The organism is bacterium Scap17 (genome assembly GCA_013376735.1).
Lineage (GTDB): Bacteria > Pseudomonadota > Gammaproteobacteria > Pseudomonadales > Halomonadaceae > Cobetia.
In genome coordinates this window covers 3,277,141-3,300,768 of sequence record VINJ01000001.1, presented here as the reverse complement: position 1 = coordinate 3,300,768, position 23,628 = coordinate 3,277,141, and the positions used below count along the sequence as shown (strand labels likewise).

Below are 23,628 nucleotides of genomic sequence, written 5' to 3'. Positions count from 1 at the left end.
CTGCGAAGGAGGACAAGAGTGTCCCTGTTAAGGCAGCCCGGGAGCAAGCCTTGCCCGGCGGATCAGACGTGACTCAGCGAGAGCAGGAACAGCATCATCGGCGGCGCTGCCAGCGACAGCAGGAAGCCCGAGACCACGGCGACCGGGACGCAGGCCACGCCGCCGGTCTGCTGGATCACCGGTAGCGTGAAGTCCATCGAGGTGGCCCCGCCGATACCGATGGCCAGCGGCGTGTAGCGCTGGATGGTCAGGGGGATCAGCACGAAGGCCAGCAGCTCGCGCGCCAGATCATTGAAGAAGGCGGCGCCGCCGAGAATCGGCCCGAGCTGATCACCGATCAGGATCCCCGACAGGGAATACCAGCCGAAGCCGGCCGAGATCGCCATGCCCTGATTCCACTCCAGCGCCAGCAGAGGCGCCGCCAGCAGGCCGCCGAGCAGCGAACTGGCCATCACCGTCAGCGCGATGACCAGGCCGTGTCGATTGAGCAGGATCTGGCGCAGGCTCATGCCGGAGCTTCTGAGCTGGCAGCCGATCAGCGCCAGCAGCACATAGAGGGCCCATTCGGCGAGGGTGTCGGTATCAAGCTGGGTGCCGAAGGTCTTGAGCAGCACGCCGGCGCCGACGCCGAGCGCGACCATGGCGGCAAGGGTCAGCGAGCCGGACAGTGCCTGCCAGCGGGTCATCGGTGCGCCATCCACCGCCTGGGCGGGATTGGCGCGCAGCGGGCTGCGGCGCGACAGCCACCACAGCGCCAGCAGATTCAGCGGCGTGATGATGGCGAACAGCGTCAACGCCTGACCGCTCATGGCGGCCATGCCGACACTCAACTGCTCCAGCGCCGCCAGTCCCATGCCCATCAGGAACAGGATGAGATAGATGGAGGCATTGACCAGCCGATTGACCACCGCCAGGCGGCCAGGATCAGTGAGACGTACCAGATAGCCGAGTATCAGCGGCAGCAGAATGAAGATGAGACCCGACAGCATGACCCTTCCCTGGCATTGCCACCCGGATAGCAGGGTGGCGCAAGTGATTGATTGGCGGTGAATACCGCCGAAGGACCTTATTATATCGGTTGGCGTGGGGTCTGGATAACCCCGCCATCAGCATTGCGTGAGAGACTTGCTGATGGCGTATCAGCGGGGCTTATGATCAGCCGCGCTAGAGGCGGGAGCATGTCATCACTGGCGGGCGCTGCTCAGCTGGTGCAGGGTCAGGTGGGCCGAGCGCGGCGGTACCTTGCCGTTGCGGTTGCCTTCCTTGTCCATGACGTCTTCGTAGTCGAGGTAATCGAGGCCGACCATCAGGCCCGGCCAGCGCGGCGCCAGCCAGATACGGTAGTGCTTGTGTTCGCGATGCTTGCGCCATGCCTCGATGCGCAGGGTGCGGAAGGTGCGCTGTGCCGCCTGGCGCGTTTCCTGGCCCTGGATCTCGTACATCAAGGTGCGCTGGCGGCCCTTGTGGTCGAGATAGTCCAGTGAGCAGGGCGTCGCGGCCAGACAGGCCTGCTCACTCCATTGACTGTCGACCTGCTGGCTCAGCAACACCAGCAGGCTCTGACGGTCAGGCAGGCGGGTGTCGCCTGCCTGCGGTGCTTCCCGGTTGTAGTCCTTGCCGATGCCGGCCAGCCGATAGCCGGAGCGATAGCCCTCGGGCAGCATGCGGCCCTCCGCTAGCGTGAAGCGGCCCTGCTCATAGCCGCTGGCAACCTTGATGGAGGCCTCCATGCTGGCGATGTACAGCTCGCCGCTCTGGCTGACGCGCTGGGTGATGGGCACGTCCGGCCAGCCATCCAGCACCAGGGTGTAGTGGGCGGTGAAGGGCACCGGGGCGATGCTGGCGACAGGTGCCACGGGCGCCTCAGGGCTGACAGCGGCTTCATCGCTGGCCGCCTGGGCACTGCCCGCCAGCACCAGCAGCGCCCCCAGGCCTGCGCGGCACAGGCGCTGCCATGCCGAGGGTCGATCAGCGCGTGTGGCGGTGCAAGCGCCGCGCCGCGCGGGGGCTTGAGAAAGGTGAGATAAGGCGAAAGATGGCAGGGTCATGGTGACTCCCGAGACCGGCACTGGAGCCGTGGCCTGTGAATGAGGGTGTCGAGCGGTCAGGCAGCGACGGGGTAGGGCGACTGCACGTAGTGATGTAATAGTGATGTAATGATGTTGAGGCGATCCACAATCAAGCCAACGCCCGCCAGGCGGCCACGACGATATTTCAGCGCTTGCTCATGTGCAATGGATAGGTACTCTGTAACTGCCTTGTCCTTCCGCCGCACGCGGCGCGTACCTAGACGTTGGGTCCAATCAGGAGATCATCATGGCCAGCATTGTCATCATTGCCGGGGATTTTGTAGAAGATTACGAGCTGATGGTGCCGTTCCAGGCGCTGCAGGCGATGGGACATCGCGTGGATGTCGTCTGCCCGGACAAGACGGAAGGCGATATCGTCAAGACCGCCATCCACGACTTCGAGGGCGACCAGACCTACACCGAGAAGCCGGGCCACAATTTCGCGCTCAACGCCAGCTTCGCCGAGATCGCCGTCGAGAGTTACGACGCGCTGCTGATCCCCGGTGGCCGCGCCCCCGAGTATCTGCGTCTGGATGAGCGTGTACTGGCGATGGTGCGTCACTTCGTCGAGGCCGACAAGCCCATCGCCGCCGTCTGTCATGGTCCGCAGCTCTTGGCCGCCGCCATGTCGCTGGAAGGCCATCGCGTCAGCGCCTATCCGGCCTGTGCGCCTGAGGTGAAGCTGGCGGGCGGTGAGTTCGTGTCGCTGGAAGTGACCGATGCCGTGACCTCCGGCAAGCTGGTGACTGCACCGGCCTGGCCGGCGCATCCGGAATGGCTGCGTCAGTTCCAGGCGCTGCTGGTGTGATTCACCCCCGCTAGCGCCCGCCATCGCATCGGATCTGCCTGACGACACCCTGCCACTCGGCGGGGTGTCGTCGTTTCAGACGGTCAGCGCCTCGATCCAGGCCCGCTGCGGGGCGAGTCGCGATTGCTGTGCGGCTCGCCATGCGGGATCGCCCAGCGTGGTGGCATAACGCTCGGCGTGATCACAGGCCAGCAGCAACCAGCTGCCGGCCAGCGATTCACCGCGAGCGCGCCTGAGCACCAGACTCTCGAGCAGCCCCGCGAAGGCGGTGCCGGTGGAGGGGCCGACCTCAAGCCCGGCATGCTCGGCCAGCCATAGCGCGGCCGCCTGACTGCGCGCATCCGCGATGCGCCGGTAGTCATCGAAATGGGCGGGGTCGAATGCCTCCTGCACGCAGGGCCGCCCGATGCCTTCGATGGGGTTGGCCGCCTGCGGGGCGGGCAGTCTGGTCGTACGGGTGCCGTGGGCACGATGGTGCTGCCAGCAGGCGTGATAGACGGAGTGCTCGGGGTCCACGCCGATCACGCGGGCACGATGGCTCCCGTGATGCAGATGGCTCCCCTGATGCAGATGACGCTTGTGGCGCAGATGGCGCGCGAAGCTGGCGGCGCTGCCGCCGGTGCCGGCGCCGAGAAATACCGCCTGTAGCTCGGGCAGCTCACGCGCGGCGATCTGTGCCAGGCACTCCCCGGGCAGGCTCGTGTCGCTTGCCCAGTCACCGGCAGTAGCGGCATGGCGGAATTGATTGAGGAAGTGACCGCCGCTGTCATCGGCAAGCGCCTGCGCATGCTGGCAAAGCCGAGCGGAGTCTTCGATTTCCACCACGCGCCCGCCCTCGTCACGAATCGCTTCCTGCTTGTAAAAGGCGGTGCCCCTGGGCACCACGGCAATGAATTGAAGCCCCAGCCGGCGTGCCAGCCACGCCTCGGAGACCGCCGTGGAGCCCGAGGAGGCTTCGATCACCGGACAGCCGGGTGTGAGCCAATCCTTTAGCAGGGCCTGCTCGAACAGCGACATCGCCAGGCGATGCTTGAGCGAGCCGCTGGCATGCGCTCGCTCGTCCTTGATCAGGATGCGCGCCTCACCCAGCCCGCGCAGGCTGAGTTCCAGCAGCGGGGTCGCCGGGGTGGCGGCCTTCAAGGCCGCAAGCTTCATGAGACTGCGTTGGTGCCATGACTCGCGCTGAGTCGCGTGCGGGGCGTGCTGTGCTGCGGGCGTGCTGAAAGGCGCAGTCGAGGGCGAGGCAGTGGTCGGCATGGCGGCATTTCCGGTCGCAGGAAGGAGCTTTCATGGTATGACCAGCCGCCAAGCAAAACTTGCCAGTTGTCATGGCGTGAGCCATGTTTCATGGCAAGAATTCATTGCGAGGTGAGGGTAATGGAGAAAATAGTGCTCGATGCCACGGACCGCGCCCTGCTGCGGCTGCTGCAGCGCGATGCCAGCCTGTCGTTGGCGGCGCTGGCGGAAGCCGTGCATCTGACCACGTCTCCTTGCTGGAAGCGCCTCAAGCGCCTGGAAGAGTGTGGCGTGATCACCGCACGGGTGGCGTTGCTGAATGCCGAGCTGATCGGCATGGGGCTGACGGCCTTCGTGCAGCTCAAGACCCGCGATCACTCGCGGGCCTGGTTCGAGCGTTTCGTGGCCATCGTCGAGGAGATCGAGGAAGTCACCGAGTTCTATCGCATGGCCGGTGACTACGACTATCTCCTCAAGGTGCAGGTCGAGGACATGAACGCCTACGATCGCGTCTACAAGCGGCTGGTCAACACCATCGACGAGCTGAGCGACGTGTCGGCCCGCTTCGCGATGGAGCGCATCAAGACGACCACCGCGCTACCGCTGTGATGGCTGTCAGGCGGTGACGTCTGATCTCCGGTTGAGCGCCGCGCGCCAGCGTGCTCAATAACCGTGCTCGCGGCTGATGCCGGTCAGCACTTCACCTCGCTGAATGCGGCGAATGTTGTCTGCCAGCTGATCAGCTGCCTCGGCCACCGGGGTCGGCGCGGCGGCATGCGGCGTGATGATCACGCGCGGCGGGTGCCACAGCGGGCTGTCCTCGGCCAGTGGCTCGTGCTGGAAGACGTCGAGCAGGGCGCCCCTGAGCTTGCCTTCCTCGAGCGCCGCGACCAGGTCCTCCTCGACCACGCTGCTGCCACGCCCCGGATTGATCAGCACGGCGTCGGCGGGCAGGGACTGGAAGACATCGGTGTTCAACACGTCTCTCGTGGCCGGCGTATTGGGCAACAGGTTGATCACCGCCTTGAGGCCGAGCGACTCGTCACCCAGCACTTGCTGGAGGGTGCGGCCCCCTTCGCCGGTTTCATGGTGGCAGGTCACGCCCTGCAACGTGTGGGCGCTGCGGCTGAAGCCATGTACCGGATAGCCGTCTGCCGCCAATGATTCGGCGATCTGGCTGCCGATGGCGCCGAGCCCGAGTACCGCCACCGGGTACTGATGGGCGCGCACCACGCGGTGCGGGGCCCACTGGGTGTCCGCCTGCTGTCTGGCGTAGCGGTCGAAATCACGCCGAAAGTGCAGCAGGCCATAGCGCACGTAATCCAGCATGTGGCTGGCCATGCCGGCATCGCTCAGCTTGAGCACCGGCACATCGTCAGGCAGCGCCGGGTTGTCGAGCAGGCTGTCGACGCCCGCGCCCAGATTGAGGATCGCCTTGACGTCGTGATCGCGGTGGCGCTCGAACAGCGCCGCAGGCGGCGCCCACACCACCAGTACATCGCCCAGCATCTCGCCGTCATCGGCAACGATTTCCAGCGGCGCTTGTTTTGATGACGGTTCCGACGACGGTTCCGACGACTCACCTTGCCGCGACCCCTTGGCGTCGGCGGTATCGCACAGGCGCTGACGCAGAGCATCGCACCAACGTTCGGCGCGTTCATGATGTACCAGTATTCGCATGCTGTTCTCCTCTTCAGGGACGCTGGGTGGCGGGGCTGGATTGCTGAACTGTCCTGGTCTGTACGCAGGCGCTGTTCGTGGCTCTATTCAAAGGGTCTGGTGTTGTCACCTCGCCATGCGCGGCTGCCGCGAGAGCATGGCCTGCTCGCGGGCGGCAATGGCGCAGGCCTTGCAAGGGCACAAGCGAAGGGCGACAGTGCCAGAGTCGTCCTTTGACCCGTTGTTGGCAGAGTGACAGACTCGAATCCAGAGGGGAATTCGGATGTACGCATGTACGCCGACCCTGCCGACCCGCGGGGCGCATCGTTCGCTCGCGGCGCAGGCAGCCATTGTCAGCCCGGTGCGGCTGGCAGGTCGGTCACCCGCTGCCTGGCCCTGCGTATGGCCACTGGCTCCGCCCCAACGTGCTGCTTGCCTCAAGGCCTGATCGAAAAGGAGCGCTGCATGAGTCAATTCCCGCCCCATACTGGTGCGCCCCAGCCAGCCTTTGCTGGCCTGGCCACCTTGCCCAGCAGCGAGGCACCGGCCACCGAGAGTGACTGGACGCCACGCGCGCTGTCCGCTGGCCGTCAGGCCTTCACCATCGGCGAGTATCGCGCGCGCATCCAGCGGGTGCGTGAGGCCATGGCGCGCGCCGGTATCGATGTGATGGTGATTTCCGATCCCTCCAACATGGCGTGGCTGACCGGCTACGACGGCTGGTCCTTCTATGTGCACCAATGCGTGCTGCTGGGGCTTTCCGGCGAGCCGGTCTGGTATGGGCGTCGTCAGGACGGCAACGGCGCGCTGCGTACCTGCTGGATGGGCGAGGACAACATCCTGTGGTATCCGGATTACTACGTGCAGAATCCGGACATGCATCCGATGGAGTTTCTCGCCCAGTCCATCCTGCCGCAGCGTGGCTGGCACGATGGGGTCGTCGGGGTCGAGCTCGACAACTATTACTATTCGGCGCGGGCGCACTTGGCGCTGCTCAAGGAGCTGCCCCACGCACGGCTGGTGGATGCCAACTCGCTGGTCAACTGGTGTCGCGCGATCAAGTCCGAGCAGGAAATCGCCTATATGCGCGTGGCTGGGCGCATCGTCGAGCGCATGCATTCGCGCATTCTGGAGATGATCGAGCCGGGCTTGCCCAAGAGTGCGCTGGTCGCGGAGATCTACCGGGTCGGCGTCGAGGGCGTGATCGGCCCCGAGGGTGAGATTCTCGGTGGCGACTATCCGGCCATCGTGCCGCTGCTGCCCACCGGCAGTGATGCCGCCGCACCGCACCTGACCTGGGATGACACACCGTTTCGTGAGGGTGAGGGCACCTTCTTCGAGCTGGCCGGCTGCTACAAGCGCTATCACGCGCCGCTGTCGCGTACCGTGTTTCTCGGCCGTCCGCCGCGCGATTTCGTGCGCGGTGAGTCTGCCTTGCTGGAAGGCATCGAGAGTGGTCTGGCCATCGCCAAGCCGGGCAATCGCTGCTGTGACATCGCGCTGGCGCTGGGCGCGGCGATGGACAAGTATGGCTTCGACCGTGGCGGCGCACGCTGCGGCTATCCCATCGGCATCAGCTATCCGCCGGACTGGGGCGAGCGCACCATGAGTCTGCGCCCCAGTGACGAGACCGTGCTGGAACCGGGCATGACCTTCCACTTCATGCCCGGCATGTGGATGGACGACTGGGGGCTCGAGATCACCGAGTCGATCCTGATCACGGAAAACGGTGCCGAGCCGCTGTGTGATGTGCCGCGCCAGCTGTTCGTCAAATAGCCTGCCGACAAGTGTCAGCAGCCCGCCATAACAAGGAGTGGTGTCATGCGAGAGTCCCCCGTCAGTCTGACCATCGATCTGTTCGCCGATGGCGTTCAGCACGGTTTCTTCAAGCTGCCGATCTCGACTGACGAGTCGGCGTGGGGCGCGGTGATGACCCCGATCAGCGTGATCGCCAATGGTGAGGGGCCGACGGTATTGCTGACCGGCGGCAATCATGGCGACGAGTACGAAGGCATCACCGCGCTCTACAAGCTGGCGGCACGCCTCACGCCTGAGGACGTGCAAGGCCGCGTCATCATCGTGCCGACCATGAATGCGCTGGCGGCCAAGGCCGGGCGGCGTTGTTCGCCACTCGATGGCGGCAACCTCAACCGCAGCTTCCCCGGCAGCCCCACCGGCGGCCCGACCGAGCAGATCGCCGACTACTTCACCCGGGTGCTGGTGCCGCAGTGCGACTATGCGCTGGACCTGCATTCCGGCGGCCGCACCTTGGATATCCTGCCGTTCGCGGCTGCGCACCGTCTCGACTATCTCGAGGAGTCGCTGGGCGTCGAGCAATGTCGTCTGCAGGAAGCCGAGAGCCTGGCCGGGGCGCTGGCCTTCGGGGCGCCCTCGGCGATGATGATGTTCGAGCTGGACGCCGAGGCGCTCTACGACACTGCGGTGGAGCGCCAGGGCAAGGTCTTCGTCACCACGGAGCTGGGCGGCGGCGGCTCCACCACGCCGGAGCGTCAGGCGATCGCCGACCGTGGCGTCGACAACTTCCTCGCCTTCAGTGGTGTGCTGCGCGAGCGCAGTCGCGCGGATCTGGAGCAGGACATCGAGCGCCAGCGTGCCAGCCAGGCGAACGCGCCGCTGTTGATCGACATGCCGGATGCCAGCTGTTACGTGCAGAGTGAGCATGAAGGGCTGCTGGAGCTGTGCGTGGCACTGGGCGAGCAGGTCACGGCGGGGCAATGCGTGGCGCGGGTCTATCCGCTGGGGCGTGCCGGTCAGGCGGCGGTGGAATATCGCGCCGAGCGTGATGGCGTGCTGGTGGCGCGGCGCTTCCCGGCCCAGGTGAGTCTGGGCGACACCCTGGCGGTGATCGCGGAAGTCGTGGACGACCTGGCGCGAGAGGACTCATGAGCGCGAGTCCCTCCCGCTCGCAGCCAGCGCCGAAACTGGATGCCTTCGATCTCAAGATTCTGGCGATACTCGAACGCGATGGCCGCATCACCAAGTCGCGGCTGGCCGAGGAGATCAACCTGTCGGTCAGCCCGTGCTGGGAGCGCGTCAAGCGCCTCGAGCAGGCGGGCATCATCGAGGGCTATGCCGCCATCATCAATCAGCAGCGCCTGAGTGATCAGCAGGGGGGCGCTTCCCGGGCGGCCGCCCCGCGCACGCCAGTGTGGGTCGAGATCCACCTCAAGCATCATGATGCCGGCAGCTTCCAGCGCTTCGAGCGGGCGATGCGTGAAGCGGATGAAGTGATCGAGTGCGTGGCGGTCGGTGGTGGCGTGGATTATCTGCTGCGGCTGGAGACGGCCAGCATCGATGCCTACCAGCGGTTGATCGACCGCTGGCTGGTCTCGGAACTGGGTATCGATCGCTATTTCACCTACATCGTCACCAAGCAGGTAAAATAGCGCGCCAGCTCCGTCGCTCTTCCTCTCATGCCGCACGAGATACTCTCACCATGGTGCCTTTCGCCGCCCCTTCCGGCTCCGTCGATTGTCCGTCCCACGTCCAGGCCGAATCCCCCGGTGCCCCGGTGCTGATCTTCGATTCGGGGGTCGGAGGGCTCTCGGTGGCCTCAGAGATCCGCCGCCAATGGCCCTCATTGCCACTGGCCTATGTCTGTGACAATGCCGCCTTGCCCTATGGCACCAAGCCCGATGACTGGCTGGTGGCTCGTATCGCGCAGGTGTGCGTGGCGGCGGTGGAGGCAAGCGGGGCGCGTGCTCTGGTAGTGGCCTGCAATACCGCCAGCACCCTGGCGCTGGTGGCGTTGCGCGAAGCGCTGTCGATTCCGGTGATCGGCACCGTGCCCGCCATCAAGCCGGCGGCGGCGTTGGCACGTGCGCGTCAGAGTGCAGCACGTCGTGAGAAGTGCGAGCCGCCGGTGTTCGCGTTGCTGGCGACTTCCGCCACGGTAAGACGTGCCTATACGGAGCAGTTGATCCACGATTTCGCGGCGGATTGTCAGGTGATTCGCGTTGCGGCCGATCCGCTGGTCGCCGAGGCCGAGCGGCGTCTGCGCGGCAAGCCGGCGCGCCCCGAGGTGGTGGCGGCCAGTCTGGCTGATCTGGCGGCGGTCGAGGCGCTGGAGGTGGTGATTCTCGGCTGCACGCATTTCCCACTGCTTGGCGCCGACATCTCACAGGTGCTGGGCGAGTCTCGAGTGGCGCTGGTGGATTCCGGCGCGGCAATCGCCCGCCGCGTGGCGGAGGTGCTGGCGCTTGGCACTGCGGCGCAAGCGGCTGATCAGCAAGCCGCTCAGGCGGTTCAGCCAGCACTACGTGAGCACATGGCGCTGGCGACGGATGCCCGGCAGCCGGGGCTGGCCACGGCGCTGGCCAGTCAGGGTTTCGCCGCGCCGCAGGCACTGGCGTTCGACGACTGAAGCGCAGGGGCGCTGACTCTCGCGGCCCTATTGCACCTGCCTGCTCCCGCCTTGGCCCGCGATTTGGCGCTTGAGCTTCGCGCTGCCGATGGTAGGCTAGCGCGCCCAACCTTTGAATGGACGTGATCGGCATGGCTCACCATGACGTCCCCGCGTCCCTTTGCTCATCGTTTCAGTGCTGCGGTATGCCCGCAGGCAGGAGTCAGTGTGGCCATCGCCGTCGTCGATCCCAGTCAGTATGAACAGCAGCTCGCCGAGAAGGCCGAGCAGACCCGCGCACGTTTCGCTGCCTTCGATGCGCCGGAACTCGAGGTGTTTCCCTCGCCGCCCAGCCATTACCGCATGCGTTGCGAGTTCCGTATCTGGCACGAGGATGATGACCTCTACTACGCGATGTTCGAGGTCGAGTTCGACGACGAAGGCAACAAGAAGAAGACGGTCGTGCGCATGGACGACTTTCCGGTCGCCAGCCAGCGCATCAATGAGCTGATGCCGCTGCTGCGTGAGCGCCTCAAGGCAAGCCCGGTGCTGCGCGAGCGTCTGTTCCAGTGCGAGTTCCTCACCACTCTGAGCGGCGAGGCACTGGTCACGCTGATCTACCATCGCAAGCTCGGCGAAGACTGGGAAGCCGAAGCACGCGCGCTGGAAGAAGAGCTCGACATCATGATCATCGGGCGTTCGCGCAAGCAGCATATCGTGCTGACCCGCGATCACGTCTTCGAGCGTCTCGAGGTCGATGGCCGCGAGTACGTCTATCAGCAGGTCGAGAACAGCTTCACCCAGCCCAATGCCGAGATCTGCCGTTCGATGCTCAGCTGGGCGCGTGACGTGACCCACCCTGACAAGGCGCAGGCGGAAGGCCGTGAGCAGGGCGATCTGGTCGAGCTCTACTGCGGCAACGGCAACTTCACCATCGCACTGGCCGAGAACTTCCGCCGCGTGCTGGCCACCGAGATCTCGCGCACTTCCGTGGCCTCGGCGCAGGTCAACCTGGCGGCCAATAGCATCGACAATGCCCAGGTGGCACGCATGTCGGCCGAGGACTTCTCGCTGGCGCTGGCGGGCGAGAAGGCGGGCCGTCGCGTCGCGGAGATGGACCTCGACAACCACGACTTCCGCACCGTGCTGGTCGATCCGCCGCGTGCCGGCCTCGATGCCGACAGCTGCGAGCAGACCGCGCGCTACGAGCGTATCGTCTACATCTCCTGCAACCCGCAGACGCTGATCGACAACCTTGAGTTGCTGTGTCGCACGCACCGTATCGAGCGCTTCGCGTTGTTCGATCAGTTCCCGTATACCGACCACCTCGAGTGCGGTGTCTATCTGGTTCGCAGATAAGCGCGTCGTCAAATCGGCAACTGTCGTCACGCCCGTATGAGTCAGGCATCGCGCCAATCGTTTGAAAAACCGGAGCCCCGTCGTCATCTACCTGTCAGGTAGGGGATGACGGGGCTTTTTTGCGCACATGACAGCCACTCGAATTAGACTTTCGTTTCATGCGCGGACCGCCAAGTCAATACCCGATGCACAGATGTAATGCTGCATGACCAATATGGAACAGGCATGGGGCAGAGGCGCAGACTGCGCTAGTCTGTGATGCACTGCATGAGTCTGTGCGGCCACGCCTTTTGGTTGGCGCAGACTCTCTATGACTATTTTCCCTGATACATCCATCAGGTCAGTCGAGGTGATTGATGCTACACGTGGCGACGGACGGCAAGCAGGAATTTCTTGCGCAGCTCGAAGAGCAGCTGGACAAGCGACTTCCCAAGGACAAGGTGGACGTGATCGCGGCGTTTGCGCGCGACTATCACGCAACGGCCTCCTTCGAGGACATGGCCGAGCGCAAGCTGGATGACCTCTACGGTTCCACCCTGGCCGTATGGCACTTCCTGCAGAGCCTCGAGGCGCCCAAGGTGCGCGCCTACAACCCGGACTTCGAGAAGCATGGCTGGCAGTCGACGCACACCATCATCGAAGTGCTGCACCCGGACATGCCATTCCTGGTCGATTCCGTGCGTATCGAGCTCAATCGTCGTGGCATCACCGTTCACGCCATCCACAACGCCGTGCTGGCCGTCGCACGTGATGACGCCGGCCAGCTGGAGCGCGTGACGGCACCACGTGCCGAGAACGCCCCGCAGCACCGCGAGTCGCTGATCTACATCGAGGTCGATCGTCACAACGACGCCGAGACACTGGAAGACCTCGAGACCAGCCTGCGTGAAGTGCTGGCCGAAGTGCGCGTTGCCGTCGCTGACTTCGACGCCATGCGCAGCCAGGGCGCCCAAGCGCTGCAGGAGTTGCGTGACAACCGTCCGCCGACTGTCTCCGAGGCTGACCATAAGGAAGCCTGCGACTTCATGCAGTGGATGGGCAACGACCACTTCACCTTCCTGGGCTATGACGAGTACACCGTCGACGAGCAGGAAGACGGCACCCGCGTGCTGAACAAGGTCGAAGGCTCCGAGCTTGGCGTGCTCAAGCTGGATCTTGATCGCTATCACGAGCAGTCGCGTCACCAGCAGAGCGTCAACAGCGATCAGTACGTGCTGATCCCGGAGCTGCTGTCCTTCGCCAAGAGCGCCTTCCACGCCCGCGTGCATCGTCCGGCCTACCCGGACTACATCACCGTCGAGCGCTTCGATGAAGAAGGCCGCGTGATCGGCGAGCGCCGCTTCCTGGGGCTCTACACCTCCACGGTGTACAACCAGAGCCCGCGCAACGTGCCGATTCTGCGTCGCAAGGTGCAGGACGTCATGGAAGCCGCCGGCGTCAACCCGAAGGGCCACAATGGCAAGCACCTGCTGCAGATTCTGGAAGTCTATCCGCGTGATGACCTCTTCCAGATCTCCACGGACGAGCTGACCCGTACCGCCACCAGCATCCTCAACATCCGTGAGCGTCGTCGCGTGCGTCTGATCGTGCGTGAAGACCGCTTCGGCAAGTTCTTCTCGGTACTGGTGTTCGTGCCGCGCGATGTCTATTCCACCGACCTGCGTGTGCGCATCCAGAATCTGCTGTGTGAAGAGCTGAACGCCACCTTCGGTGACTTCACGCCGTATCTGTCCGAGTCCGTACTGACGCGTATCCAGTTCATCCTGCGCTTCAAGGGCGATGAACCGGGCCAGTACGACATGCGCGCGCTGGAGAACAAGATCGCTCAGCTGGCCCGCAGCTGGCGTGACGAACTGCACGCCGCCATGGTCGAAGGCTTCGGTGAAGAGCAGGCCAACGAGCTGATGACTCGCTACCGTGATGCCTTCCCGGGCAGCTACCGTGACGACTTCTCGCCGCGCACCGCCGTCTATGACGTGGGCCATCTGCGTGCGCTGGACGAAGGCCAGGCCGTCGGCCTGAGCACCTATCGACTGGTCGAGGACGACAATTCCGGCGTCAACTTGAAGCTGTTCCACAAGCATCAGCCGATTCCGCTTTCTGACGTGCTGCCGGTGCTGGAAAACCTCGGTCTGCGTGTCATCGGTGAGCGCCCCTACGAGATCACCCGCACCGATTCCTCCTGCTGGGTGCACGATTTCGATCTCGAGCATCACGGCAAGGGCGCAGTCGAGCTCTCCGAAGTGCGCGAGAGCTTCATCGAAGCCTTCAAGAAGATCTGGTCCGGCGAAGCCGAATCCGATGCCTTCAACCGCCTGATCATCGGCTCTGGCCTGGACTGGCGTGAAGTGGCGATGCTGCGTGCCTACGCGCGTTACCTGAAGCAGATCCGCTTCGGTCTCTCCCAGGCCTACATCGCCAATGCGCTGGGCAGTCATCCGGACATCACCCGCGAGCTGGTGCAGTTGTTCAACCTGCGCTTCGACCCGCAGGGTCAGGGTGGCGAGGATGACGTCAACGCCTGCCGCGAGCGCATCAATGGTCTGCTCGATCAGGTCTCCAGCCTGAACGACGACCGCCTGCTGCGTCGCTACGTCGACCTGATGATGGCGACGCTGCGCACCAACTTCTTCCAGCCGGCAGAAGATGGCCAGGCCAAGGACTACATCAGCTTCAAGCTCGACACGCGCAGCATTCCTGACGTGCCGAAGCCGCGCCCGATGTTCGAGATCTTCGTCTACTCGCCGCGTGTCGAAGGTGTTCACCTGCGTGGCGGCAAGGTCGCACGTGGTGGCCTGCGCTGGTCTGACCGTCATGAGGATTTCCGCACCGAGGTGCTGGGTCTGGTCAAGGCACAGCAGGTCAAGAACGCGGTCATCGTGCCGGTCGGCGCCAAGGGCGGTTTCGTCTGCAAGCGCATGCCGGAAACCACCGACCGCGACGTGATCCAGAAGGAAGGTATCGCCTGCTACCAGATCTTCATCCGCGCACTGCTCGACATCACCGACAACCTGTCCGGCGGTGACGTGGTGGCCCCGACGGCCGTCGTGCGTTACGACGAAGACGACCCCTACATGGTCGTCGCGGCCGACAAGGGCACCGCGACCTTCTCCGACATCGCCAACGCCATCTCCAACGAGTACGGCTTCTGGCTGGGCGATGCCTTCGCCTCCGGTGGCGCCAACGGTTACGACCACAAGGGCATGGGCATCACCGCCAAGGGCGCTTGGGTCAGCGTGCAGCGTCATTTCCGCGAGATGGGCATCAACATCCAGGAAGACGAGTTCAGTGTGGTCGGTATCGGTGACATGGCCGGTGACGTCTTCGGCAACGGCATGCTGCTGTCCGAGAAGATTCGTCTGGTCGGTGCCTTCAACCACCGCAACATTTTCGTCGATCCGAATCCGGACACCGCGAAGAGCTTCGCCGAGCGCGAGCGTCTGTTCCGTCTGCCGCGTTCCAGCTGGGACGACTACGACAAGAGCCTGATCAGCGAAGGCGGCGGTCTGTTCTCGCGTGATGCCAAGACCATCGCCATCAGCCCGCAGATGAAGGAAGTCTTCGATATCAGTGCTGACCATCTGGCGCCTAACGAGCTGATCAACGCGATGCTCAAGGCGCAGGTCGACCTGATCTGGAACGGCGGTATCGGGACCTACGTCAAGGCCTCCAGCGAGACTCACGCCGAGGTTGGCGACAAGGCCAACGATGGCCTGCGCATCGACGGCCGTGAGCTGCGCTGCAAGGTAGTGGGCGAAGGCGGCAACCTAGGGCTGACCCAGCGTGGGCGCATGGAAGCCGCGGCCAAGCGTGGCGTGCGCGTCAACACCGACTTCATCGACAATGCCGGTGGCGTGAACTGCTCGGATCACGAGGTCAACATCAAGATCCTGCTGGATGACATCGTTGCCCGCGGTGACCTGACCGACAAGCAACGCAATCAGCAGCTGGCCGAGATGACCGACGAAGTCGGCGAGCTGGTGATCAAGGACAACTATCGCCAGACCCAGGCACTGTCGCTCTCCGAGCAGCAGTCCAAGGAAGGCATGGGCGTCTTCCGTCGCTTCATCAATGAGCTGGAAGCGGCCGGCACCCTGGATCGTGAACTCGAATTCCTGCCGTCCGATGAGGCGCTGATCGAGCGTTCCAACGCCGGTGAAGCCCTGACCCTGCCGGAACTGTCCGTGCTGGTCTCCTACGCCAAGAGCGACCTCAAGACCAGCCTGATCGCCTCTGACGTGCCGGACGACAGCTACGTGCAGCAGCACCTCGAGCGCGCCTTCCCGCGCGTGCTGATGGAGCGCTTCCCGGAAGAGATGTATCAGCACCGTCTGAAGCGTGAAATCGCCGCGACCCAGATCGCCAATGACCTGGTCGACCACATGGGCATCGCCTTCGTGCGTCGCCTGGAAGACACCACCGGTGCCGACAAGGCGGAAATCGCGCGTGCCTACATCGTGGCGCGTGACAGCTTCAATCTGGAAGCGCTGTGGACCCAGATCGAGGCCCTCGATCACCAGGTGCCGGCAGAACTGCAGTACCGCATGATGGGCGATCTGATGCGCCTGATGCGTCGTGCCACTCGCTGGTTCCTGCGTCAGCGCAGCGCCATGGGCGTCAAGGAATGCATCGGCCACTTCGCCCCGCGTCTGGCCCAGCTCTCCGAGAGCATCGGTGAGCGTCTCAAGGGCGAAGCCCGCGAGAACTGGGAAGCGCGTCGCGACAGCTATGTCGAGGCAGGCGTGCCGGAGGCCCTGGCCAGCACCATCGCCGCGACCTCAAGCCTCTATGCAGGTCTCGGTATCATCGAGGCGGCCAAGGCGACCGGCGAGAAGATCAATCGCGTGGCAGAAGCCTTCTACGGCATCGGCCATCGTCTGGAGCTGCCGTGGGTCGGTGACAAGATCAACGGCCTTGAGGTGCAGGACAGCTGGCAGGCGCAGGCACGTGAGAGCTTCCGCGATGATCTCGATCGTCAGCAGCTGGCCCTGACCGTCAGCGTGCTCAAGCAGGACAATGCACCGCGCGAGATCGATGAGCGTGTCGACAGCTGGATGGCCAGCCATGAAAGTCTGGTCAGCCGCTGGTGCTCACTGCTCGGCGAGATGAAGGGCGGTGCTCAGCTGAGCTTCCCGCTGTTCGCGGTCGCCCTGCGCGAGCTGGTCGATCTGGCCGAGTCCAAGCGCGAAGCCTGATGCATTCGGCCTCGAATGCAGCAAGAGCTGACGCAAGTGGCGAGTAGCTGGTGACTCGCTGATCGAAGCCCTCACTCTCGGTGAGGGCTTTTTCATGGGGGATAGATAAAAAAGTGATAGCTGAAGCCTGCGGTAAGGTAACTGTCGTCAGCTGTCTGGTATGCTGAGTGGTGACCAGTGCACAGACTGATACAGGCCCTGATGGGGGATCCTTTGCTGCAGACCCTGTTTTCAGTCCTTGATTATCAGACTCTCATTTCAAGTCTCGGAGTCGCTGCGGCGCTCGCTGGAGGCTTCTGTTTTCAAAGCATCAGTACAACAAGGCAGAGACACCATGTCACATCGTGCATTACCCCTCGCTTGCGCCCTCGCGCTCGGCCTGTCCACTCTGGCATCCCAGACCGTGCTGGCCGATGGCAGCCCCGCTCAACAGCGTGCAGAAGAAGCGGCAGGCAAGCTGGACATCTCCAAGTTCCTCAAGTCGCGCAGTGATGCCCACAGCCAGAACTTCCAGTTCGGTGGTACCAGCGTGCACCAGTTCACCATCAAGGAAGCCGGACGCTACGAAATCGATGGCGTCGCCAGTTTCGATGTGACCGACCCCTACACCATGAAAGCCACGCTCGAGAGTGAGCAGGGTGAGGTCGTGGCCACTGCAGAAGGTGACAGGGCCTCCGATGGCTTGACCATGAATACCGAGCTTGAGCCGGGCGTCTACAAGCTACGGGTGCGCGCCGACAAGCTGGGGGCTGGCAAGTCGGGCGGCAACACCTATGAGATCAACGTCGCAGGCCTGAGCGAGAGTGGCGAGAAGCTGTCTGCCGAGGAAAGCGGCATCGAGACCGGCAACGGCCTGGTCTTCCTCGACACCGATGGCGATGGCCGTCGTACCGCCTTCGTCGATGCCAACGATGAAGTCGCGACCATCAAGCCGGCCACCGTGGCCGCCGCCGAACAGGCCGCCCGCGAGAAGAAGGCTGTCGAAACGGGCAATGCGGCAGCTGAAGGCGCTGCTTCTGCCACAGGCGCCGCCGCTACTACTTCGGCAGCCGCGACTGCTGCAGCCGAGACGTCTGCCGCTGCCGCCACGACGGCTGCTGCCACGGGCAGTGCAGCCGTGACGGAAACCGAGGCCGAAGCGGAGCCGGATCGTCGTTTCGACGAGATCGTCACCGATGTGCGCATTCTCGAGAAGGGCGAGGTCATGACCTTCGATGTCGCGGACCGCGGCACCGTGACCATCGATAGTGAGACCTTCCCGGGCAGCGAGGGCACCTACAAGCTTGAGATGCGTCTGCTCGACGAGAACGGCAACACCGTCGCCAGCGACAAGGGCGAAGGCTTCCAGGGCGACTTCCACCTCAAGACCGTGCTGGAGCCGGGGCGTTACACCGTCTGGGTCAGCGGTCAGAAGTTCGGCTCCTCCATGCAGGGCGTCAACAACTACACCGTGCGCGTGCAGCAGCTCGACGTGAAATGATCTGCAGGGCATGACCCCGTCATAGTCGGGTGTGACACAAGGGCGGCCCAGCGGGCCGCCCTTTCTTGTTGCCCTGAGCATGAGTAATGCTGCCGGCCTTGGCGTGAGCGATTTTATCGATAGCAGCGCGAGCGTGCCGGCGCGCAGTGTCTGTCCTCGCGGGCTTCGGGTATACTTCGCGCCCAGCTATGCTGTCGTCACGACCCTGCCGTCCGCTGTCTGGAGATCATCATGTACTCGTTTGCTCGCTCGCTTCTTTTCAAGCTCGACCCGGAAACAGCTCATGGTGTGACGCTGAGTGCGCTGGACATGGCACATCGCCTCGGCATGGCGCGCGGTCTGGGCGGTGAAGCGCCACGTGATCCGGTCTCGCTGATGGGGCTCGAATTCCCCAATCGCGTTGGCCTGGCGGCAGGTCTCGACAAGAATGCCGATCACCTTGATGCGCTTGCCGCTTTGGGCTTCGGATTCGTGGAGGTCGGCACGGTGACGCCGAAAGGGCAGGACGGCAATCCCAAGCCACGTCTGTTCCGGCTGCCGGAGCATCAGGCGATCATCAATCGCATGGGCTTCAACAATGCCGGGGTCGAGCATCTGGTCACGAAGGTCAAAGCCAGCCAGGCGCGTGCTGCCTCCGGTATCGTGCTGGGGATCAACATCGGCAAGAACCTGACTACGGCAGTGGATGATGCATTGAGCGACTATCTGGTCTGCCTCGATGCCGTGCATGCGCATGCCGACTACATCACCGCCAACATCTCGTCGCCCAATACCCCGGGGCTGCGCGATCTTCAGTTCGGTGATCATCTCAGCCAGCTGCTGGCCGGGCTTCGCCAGCGTTGCGATCAGCTCGATGCCGAGCGCGGCAGGAAGGTGCCGCTGGTGATCAAGATCGCGCCCGACATGGACAGCGAGGAAACCCTGTTCGTGGCGCGGGCGTTGGCGGACAACGGCATCGATGGCGTCATCGCCACCAACACCACCATCGAGCGCACGGCGGTCGCGGGTAGTCCGCATGCGCAGGAGGCGGGCGGACTTTCCGGCGCCCCGGTGCGTGAATCGTCGACGCGGGTGATTCGTGGCCTGCGTGAAGCGCTGCCGAACATGCCGATCATCGGTGTGGGCGGTATCACCGATGGCGAGAGTGCGCGTGAGAAGATTGCCGCGGGGGCGGATCTGGTGCAGCTGTATTCCGGGCTGATCTACCGTGGCCCGGCATTGGTCGGTGAGTGCGCGCGTGCACTGGAAAAGGCCGATACCCTGATCAAGGTGTGATCCGGGCAGGGCTCAGTCGCAGCGTGATGCTGGCATCCTTCGCTCGCAGCACTCCAAGGGAGGGGCGAGTGGGGAAGGGCAGACACAGAAAAGCCGCCTCCTGACATCAGAAGGCGGCCTCGGTACCGGCGTGAATGATGATGTGACAACGGCAGGGAAGTGATGCGTGATTTGCCGTTGTCGTGTTGGCTGCCATGTCCAGCCAGCGTGCACGATGCGAAGCGCTTTTGCCGTCAGAAACGGCGGTTGGGGGTTGGCCCCTTGAGCTCATCGGGTGCGTGGATGGTTGAAGCAGGCCTGGAAAGAACCTGCTGATGCAGTCAAGGTGAACGTTTGCCCGTGTCGTGCTCCGCGCTGGACCGTCGTCCTCGCAGGCCGTCGCCTGCTGCGCCTCCTCTTCTGGAGCCATACCACGATTGAAACGACACGAGCGCCAACATCTCGGCCTTTCAGGAAGTGAAGCGAGTCGGCCCCATTGCCTACTGCGTCTCTTGCCTGTCAGTGCCGCGCGTCATCAAGATAGAAATAAGGCGTTACCTCCCTGGTGATTTGACGTGTCGCTGGGCGACTTCCGTGGGATTTTCCGGGTGATGTCGCTAAACCGACTCACCGTGAACACCTCGAGTCCTCTCTGTACGTGCCAGCCGACCCTGTAACTTGTCAGAAGCCGGTGGCGTGATGCCGGATAATCCGCTTGGGCAGCGCATCAGGCTGCGTCGGCGGGGTGAAGGGCGCCACGCGCCGTATTGCCAGTGTCATTCCGTGACGTGCCGCTTTCCTGAAATGGGATGACCTCCTGGTCGGCGGATGATGAACCTTGGCGTCATGCGGTGCTCAGCTGAGCACCATGGGGTTCTTGTGGATGCCGGAGACGCCGGTCATTCCCGACCATTGGTCCCCGCGGCCTTCACGCCAGCCGCTCATCCAGAATTCACGTAGATTGACATCGATACTGGGACAATCATCACGGGAACGGCCGGTGACACCAGCCTTGTAGCCGTGAACATAGGCACGCTGAAAGCGATCACGTTTCTGTCTCTTCATGGATGACCTCTAAGTGAGAACCCATCGGCACTGCGTGTCAGTGATGGCGAGACATACCCGGCGAGACCTTGTCTGGCCGCGGCTGTCCTGCCATTGGACATGCCGAGTGAGAGAGTTGGCCGATGCCCTGTCGGGCACTGCCGGCCTCGTGCATCATCACCTCGCGTCGTTGGCCATTCTTGTCGGAAAAGGTCACGAGTGTGAGATGATGGAAGGTCTTGCCTGTATATGCTCGAGCGTGATGGTGAAAGAGCGACTGCCTTGCCGTGCCGGAAGTCCGATCTCCTGAGCGGCACAGACAGGCTGCCCGAATGAGGTTCGTGTCTCTTGATCCTCGATTTCGCATGGCGTGTCACCTTTCCGAATTGCAGCTACACCTATAGTTTTTAGAACACTGCCTCTGGCTTGTCGACAGCCGTATAGGAATATCGCTAGTGCCAGAAGCCAACTCACAGGAATAAGTCCGGCGCCTGCCGGTGAGAGATTCATGACTGATACGACCTCTGCGACTACACCCCGCGCGCCCAGCAACTCGCTCTCTACCTGGTTTGCGACCTGCCCGCGTGGCATCGAAACGCTGCTGGCCGATGAGCTGACGGCTCTGGGTGCCGAGGTGACTGGCACGACCGTCGCTGGCGTACACTTCAACGGTAGCCAGGAAACCGCCTACCGCAGCATCCTGTGGTCGCGACTGGCCAACCGCATCATTCGTCTGCTCACTCGCGTGGGTGGCGTCGACACCGGCGAGCAACTGCGCAAGGCGAGTTCGGGTGTCGATTGGGCGATGGAGTTGCCGGATCGTGCGTCCATCGCCGTCGATTTCCACGGAACATGGAAAGATGTTCGTCATACCTTCTTCGGCGCCCAGACCGTCAAGGACGGCATCGTCGAGGCGATGTTCGAGGAAGGCCGCAACAAGCCGACCGTCGATGGCAAGAATGCAGATCTGCGCATCTACGCGCACCTGCACAATGGCTACATCACCCTGGGCATCGACCTCGTGGGGCGCAGTCTGCACCAGCGTGGCTACCGCCCTGATCTCGCCCATGCGCCGCTGAAGGAGAACCTGGCGGCGGCCCTGCTGATGCGGGCCGACTGGCCGGCGCGTGCGGCGCGTGGCGAGAGCCTGGTCGACCCGATGTGCGGCTCCGGCACGTTGCTGATCGAAGCGGCCTTGATGGCGGCGGATATCGCGCCGCAGTCGCTGAACCAGGACTTCGCCTGCCGCCACTGGGGGCGCCATGACGAGCGCATCTGGAAAGGCCTGTGGGAAGAGATGGAGCAGCGTGCCATTGCCGGGCGCCGCAAGGTCACCGCACGTCTGTTCGGGCGTGACCACAGCCCGCAGGCGATTTCTGCCGCGCGCTCCAACGCCATGCGTGCCGGCATTCCGGCGCTGATCGAGCTGGAAGGCGCCTCCGTCGCCGAGCTGACCTGTCCCGAGGGCGCCACCACTGGCCTGGTGATGACCAACCCGCCCTACGGTGAGCGTCTGGGCGAGCTGCCGGCACTGGTGCCGCTCTACGCAAGCCTGGGTGAGCGCATGAAGCGTCACTTCGGCGGCTGGACGCTCGGCATGTTCACCGGCAATCCGGATCTCGGTCACCGTCTCGGTCTGCGGGCGCATCGTCAGTACGCCTTCCGCAACGGCCAGCTCGATTGCAAGCTGTTGATGATCGATGTGGCGGCGCGTGAGCGTGCGGTTGACGAAGACAGCGTGGCCGAAGATGCCCGCAGTCAGCCCGCGCTGAGCGAGGGCGGCCAGATGTTCGCCAATCGCCTCAAGAAGAACCAGAAGTCACTGGCGCGCTGGCTCAAGCAGAGCGGTACCACCTGTTATCGTCTCTACGATGCCGACATGCCGGAGTACGCGCTGGCCATCGATATCTATGGCCGTCACGTGCACGTGCAGGAATACACGCCGCCCAAGTCCGTGGATGCCAGTCAGGCGCAGCGTCGCCTGATGGATGCACTGGCGGCGATTCCGCAGGTGCTGGGCTGCTCGCCCAACGATATCCATATCAAGCAACGCACGCGTCAGGCGGGCAAGGCGCAGTACACGCGCCAGGACAGCTCTGGTCAGCGTATCGAGGTGCAGGAAGGCGATGCCAGGCTGTGGGTGAATCTCAAGGACTACCTGGATACCGGCCTGTTCCTGGATCACCGTCCGGTGCGCAAGCTGCTGGGCAAGGAAGCGGACGGCAAGCGGGTGCTCAACCTGTTCTGCTATACCGCGACGGCCACCGTGCATGCGGTGCTGGGCGGTGCCAGCGAGAGCGTCAGCGTCGACATGTCCAATACCTATCTGGACTGGGGGCGCGAGAACTTCAAGCTCAACGGCATCAGCGAGAAGCGCCATCAGCTGGTGCGTGCCGACTGCCTGAAGTGGCTGGAGCGCTCCCGCGAGGAGTTCGACCTGATCTTCCTCGACCCGCCGACCTTCTCCAATTCCAAGAAGATGGAAGGCACCCTGGATATTCAGCGTGATCACGCACGCCTGATCGACCTGGCGATGGCCAGTCTGGCACCGGGCGGCACGCTGATCTTCTCCAACAACCATCGTCGTTTCGTGATGGATGACAGCGTCAGCCAGCACCATGTGGTGGAAGACCTGTCGCGCAAGCTGCTGGACCCGGACTTCAAGCGTCGCCCGGATATCCACCACGTCTTCCGAATCCGTCGCGCCAGCGACGTGAAGGGCTGAGCGATGGCCAGCATCCCGCTGTGGCTCTACACCACGGCGGGCTGTCATCTGTGTGCTCGGTTGGAAGCCACGCTGCAGGCGTTGGGGGCGGATGTCACGCTCACGCGGGTCGAGATTGCCTTCGATGCGCAGTTGAGCGAGCGTTACGCGACGCGAATTCCCGTGCTGGCAAGCACATCGGGGGCGGAGTATTCGCTGGCCGATGGCGAAGAGGTATTGCTGGAATGGTTGCGCGCGCAGGGCGTCGAGCAGCGCCTCGAGCAGGGCGTCGAAATGACGCCCCCAGCCGAGCACGACCCAGCCACTGAGCTGCAGGGCCTCACCCTGCGCAACGGGCGTCGCTTTCTGCGCTGAGCGGCGCAGATATGTCGCTAGAAGTTGGTGCAAAAAGACCGCCGCTACCTCAGGGTAGCGGCGGTCTTTTCGTGTCTGGCAC

17 protein-coding genes are annotated in these 23,628 nt (G+C 63.7%); 12 read left to right on the top strand and 5 right to left on the bottom strand.

The features are described from left to right. Positions 1-62: 62 nt before the first annotated feature. Positions 63-989, bottom strand: a complete 927-nt coding sequence (locus tag FLM52_14000; protein NVN56879.1) for a lysine exporter LysO family protein — start codon at positions 987-989, stop codon at positions 63-65. A gap of 195 nt (positions 990-1,184) precedes the next feature. After that, the gene (locus tag FLM52_13995) at positions 1,185-2,048 is read right to left on the bottom strand and encodes a hypothetical protein (GenBank protein ID NVN56878.1); all 864 of its coding nucleotides are present in this window, start codon (positions 2,046-2,048) and stop codon (positions 1,185-1,187) included. 268 nt (positions 2,049-2,316) lie between these two features. Here FLM52_13995 and FLM52_13990 point away from each other — a divergent pair, with 268 nt between their 5' ends. Then, entirely contained in the window at positions 2,317-2,877 is a 561-nt protein-coding gene (locus tag FLM52_13990; GenBank protein ID NVN56877.1) for a DJ-1/PfpI family protein, read from the top strand. Between the two features lie 75 nt (positions 2,878-2,952). Here FLM52_13990 and FLM52_13985 read toward each other — a convergent pair whose 3' ends face one another. Next, positions 2,953-4,134 (bottom strand): pyridoxal-phosphate dependent enzyme, encoded by a 1,182-nt coding sequence (locus FLM52_13985; GenBank protein ID NVN56876.1) that lies wholly within the window; start codon positions 4,132-4,134, stop codon positions 2,953-2,955. A 90-nt stretch (positions 4,135-4,224) separates the two neighbouring features. Between FLM52_13985 and FLM52_13980 the strand changes: the two genes are divergently transcribed. Further along, entirely contained in the window at positions 4,225-4,722 is a 498-nt protein-coding gene (locus FLM52_13980) for an Lrp/AsnC family transcriptional regulator (protein NVN56875.1), read from the top strand. A 54-nt stretch (positions 4,723-4,776) separates the two neighbouring features. On the opposite strand, the gene FLM52_13975 is transcribed toward FLM52_13980, so the two are convergent. Continuing rightward, entirely contained in the window at positions 4,777-5,793 is a 1,017-nt protein-coding gene (locus FLM52_13975) for a glyoxylate/hydroxypyruvate reductase A (protein NVN56874.1), read from the bottom strand. Positions 5,794-6,237: 444 nt separating this feature from the next. Between FLM52_13975 and doeA the strand changes: the two genes are divergently transcribed. The 8 genes from doeA (at position 6,238) to FLM52_13935 (ending at position 19,444) form a co-directional block, all read left to right on the top strand. Continuing rightward, a complete protein-coding gene (gene doeA / locus FLM52_13970; GenBank protein NVN56873.1) occupies positions 6,238-7,548 on the top strand; it encodes an ectoine hydrolase DoeA in 1,311 nt (436 codons plus the stop codon). Positions 7,549-7,593: 45 nt separating this feature from the next. Then, positions 7,594-8,679, top strand: a complete 1,086-nt coding sequence (gene doeB, locus FLM52_13965; protein NVN56872.1) for an N-alpha-acetyl diaminobutyric acid deacetylase DoeB — start codon at positions 7,594-7,596, stop codon at positions 8,677-8,679. Further along, positions 8,676-9,179, top strand: a complete 504-nt coding sequence (locus FLM52_13960) for an Lrp/AsnC family transcriptional regulator (GenBank protein NVN56871.1) — start codon at positions 8,676-8,678, stop codon at positions 9,177-9,179. The genes doeB and FLM52_13960 overlap by 4 nt, the downstream gene beginning before the upstream one ends. Before the next feature lie 50 nt (positions 9,180-9,229). Beyond that, a complete protein-coding gene (gene murI / locus FLM52_13955; GenBank protein ID NVN56870.1) occupies positions 9,230-10,156 on the top strand; it encodes a glutamate racemase in 927 nt (308 codons plus the stop codon). Between the two features lie 207 nt (positions 10,157-10,363). Continuing rightward, on the top strand, positions 10,364-11,494 hold the full coding sequence (trmA, locus tag FLM52_13950) for a tRNA (uridine(54)-C5)-methyltransferase TrmA (GenBank protein ID NVN56869.1): 1,131 nt from the start codon (positions 10,364-10,366) through the stop codon (positions 11,492-11,494). A gap of 356 nt (positions 11,495-11,850) precedes the next feature. Continuing rightward, complete coding sequence (locus FLM52_13945; GenBank protein NVN56868.1) at positions 11,851-16,689, top strand: NAD-glutamate dehydrogenase; 4,839 nt, start codon at positions 11,851-11,853, stop codon at positions 16,687-16,689. Positions 16,690-17,023: 334 nt separating this feature from the next. Continuing rightward, positions 17,024-18,169 carry a hypothetical protein gene (locus FLM52_13940; GenBank protein NVN56867.1) on the top strand — a complete coding sequence of 382 codons (1,146 nt, stop codon included), beginning with the start codon at positions 17,024-17,026 and terminating at the stop codon, positions 18,167-18,169. 231 nt (positions 18,170-18,400) lie between these two features. Further along, positions 18,401-19,444, top strand: coding sequence for a quinone-dependent dihydroorotate dehydrogenase (locus FLM52_13935; protein NVN56866.1), 1,044 nt, complete (start codon positions 18,401-18,403; stop codon positions 19,442-19,444). Between the two features lie 834 nt (positions 19,445-20,278). On the opposite strand, the gene FLM52_13930 is transcribed toward FLM52_13935, so the two are convergent. Further along, a complete protein-coding gene (locus FLM52_13930; GenBank protein NVN56865.1) occupies positions 20,279-20,488 on the bottom strand; it encodes a ribosome modulation factor in 210 nt (69 codons plus the stop codon). Positions 20,489-20,975: 487 nt separating this feature from the next. Between FLM52_13930 and rlmKL the strand changes: the two genes are divergently transcribed. Then, positions 20,976-23,192, top strand: coding sequence for a bifunctional 23S rRNA (guanine(2069)-N(7))-methyltransferase RlmK/23S rRNA (guanine(2445)-N(2))-methyltransferase RlmL (gene rlmKL, locus FLM52_13925; protein ID NVN56864.1), 2,217 nt, complete (start codon positions 20,976-20,978; stop codon positions 23,190-23,192). 3 nt (positions 23,193-23,195) lie between these two features. Further along, the gene (locus FLM52_13920; protein NVN56863.1) at positions 23,196-23,546 is read left to right on the top strand and encodes a glutaredoxin family protein; all 351 of its coding nucleotides are present in this window, start codon (positions 23,196-23,198) and stop codon (positions 23,544-23,546) included. Positions 23,547-23,628: the final 82 nt, after the last annotated feature.

Excerpts from the sequence above, each read along its gene's own strand:
- FLM52_13980 (NVN56875.1), top strand. The coding sequence starts at position 4,225 with ATGGCAAGAATTCATTGCGAGGTGAGGGTAATGGAGAAAATAGTGCTC.
- murI (NVN56870.1), top strand. The coding sequence starts at position 9,230 with ATGGTGCCTTTCGCCGCCCCTTCCGGCTCCGTCGATTGTCCGTCCCAC.
- FLM52_13995 (NVN56878.1), bottom strand. The coding sequence starts at position 2,048 with ATGACCCTGCCATCTTTCGCCTTATCTCACCTTTCTCAAGCCCCCGCG.
- doeB (NVN56872.1), top strand. The coding sequence starts at position 7,594 with ATGCGAGAGTCCCCCGTCAGTCTGACCATCGATCTGTTCGCCGATGGC.
- FLM52_13930 (NVN56865.1), bottom strand. The coding sequence starts at position 20,488 with ATGAAGAGACAGAAACGTGATCGCTTTCAGCGTGCCTATGTTCACGGC.
- FLM52_13935 (NVN56866.1), top strand. The coding sequence starts at position 18,401 with ATGTACTCGTTTGCTCGCTCGCTTCTTTTCAAGCTCGACCCGGAAACA.
- rlmKL (NVN56864.1), top strand. The coding sequence starts at position 20,976 with ATGACTGATACGACCTCTGCGACTACACCCCGCGCGCCCAGCAACTCG.
- FLM52_13940 (NVN56867.1), top strand. The coding sequence starts at position 17,024 with ATGTCACATCGTGCATTACCCCTCGCTTGCGCCCTCGCGCTCGGCCTG.
- FLM52_13975 (NVN56874.1), bottom strand. The coding sequence starts at position 5,793 with ATGCGAATACTGGTACATCATGAACGCGCCGAACGTTGGTGCGATGCT.
- FLM52_13985 (NVN56876.1), bottom strand. The coding sequence starts at position 4,134 with ATGCCGACCACTGCCTCGCCCTCGACTGCGCCTTTCAGCACGCCCGCA.
- FLM52_13960 (NVN56871.1), top strand. The coding sequence starts at position 8,676 with ATGAGCGCGAGTCCCTCCCGCTCGCAGCCAGCGCCGAAACTGGATGCC.
- FLM52_13945 (NVN56868.1), top strand. The coding sequence starts at position 11,851 with ATGCTACACGTGGCGACGGACGGCAAGCAGGAATTTCTTGCGCAGCTC.
- FLM52_13990 (NVN56877.1), top strand. The coding sequence starts at position 2,317 with ATGGCCAGCATTGTCATCATTGCCGGGGATTTTGTAGAAGATTACGAG.
- FLM52_14000 (NVN56879.1), bottom strand. The coding sequence starts at position 989 with ATGCTGTCGGGTCTCATCTTCATTCTGCTGCCGCTGATACTCGGCTAT.
- doeA (NVN56873.1), top strand. The coding sequence starts at position 6,238 with ATGAGTCAATTCCCGCCCCATACTGGTGCGCCCCAGCCAGCCTTTGCT.
- FLM52_13920 (NVN56863.1), top strand. The coding sequence starts at position 23,196 with ATGGCCAGCATCCCGCTGTGGCTCTACACCACGGCGGGCTGTCATCTG.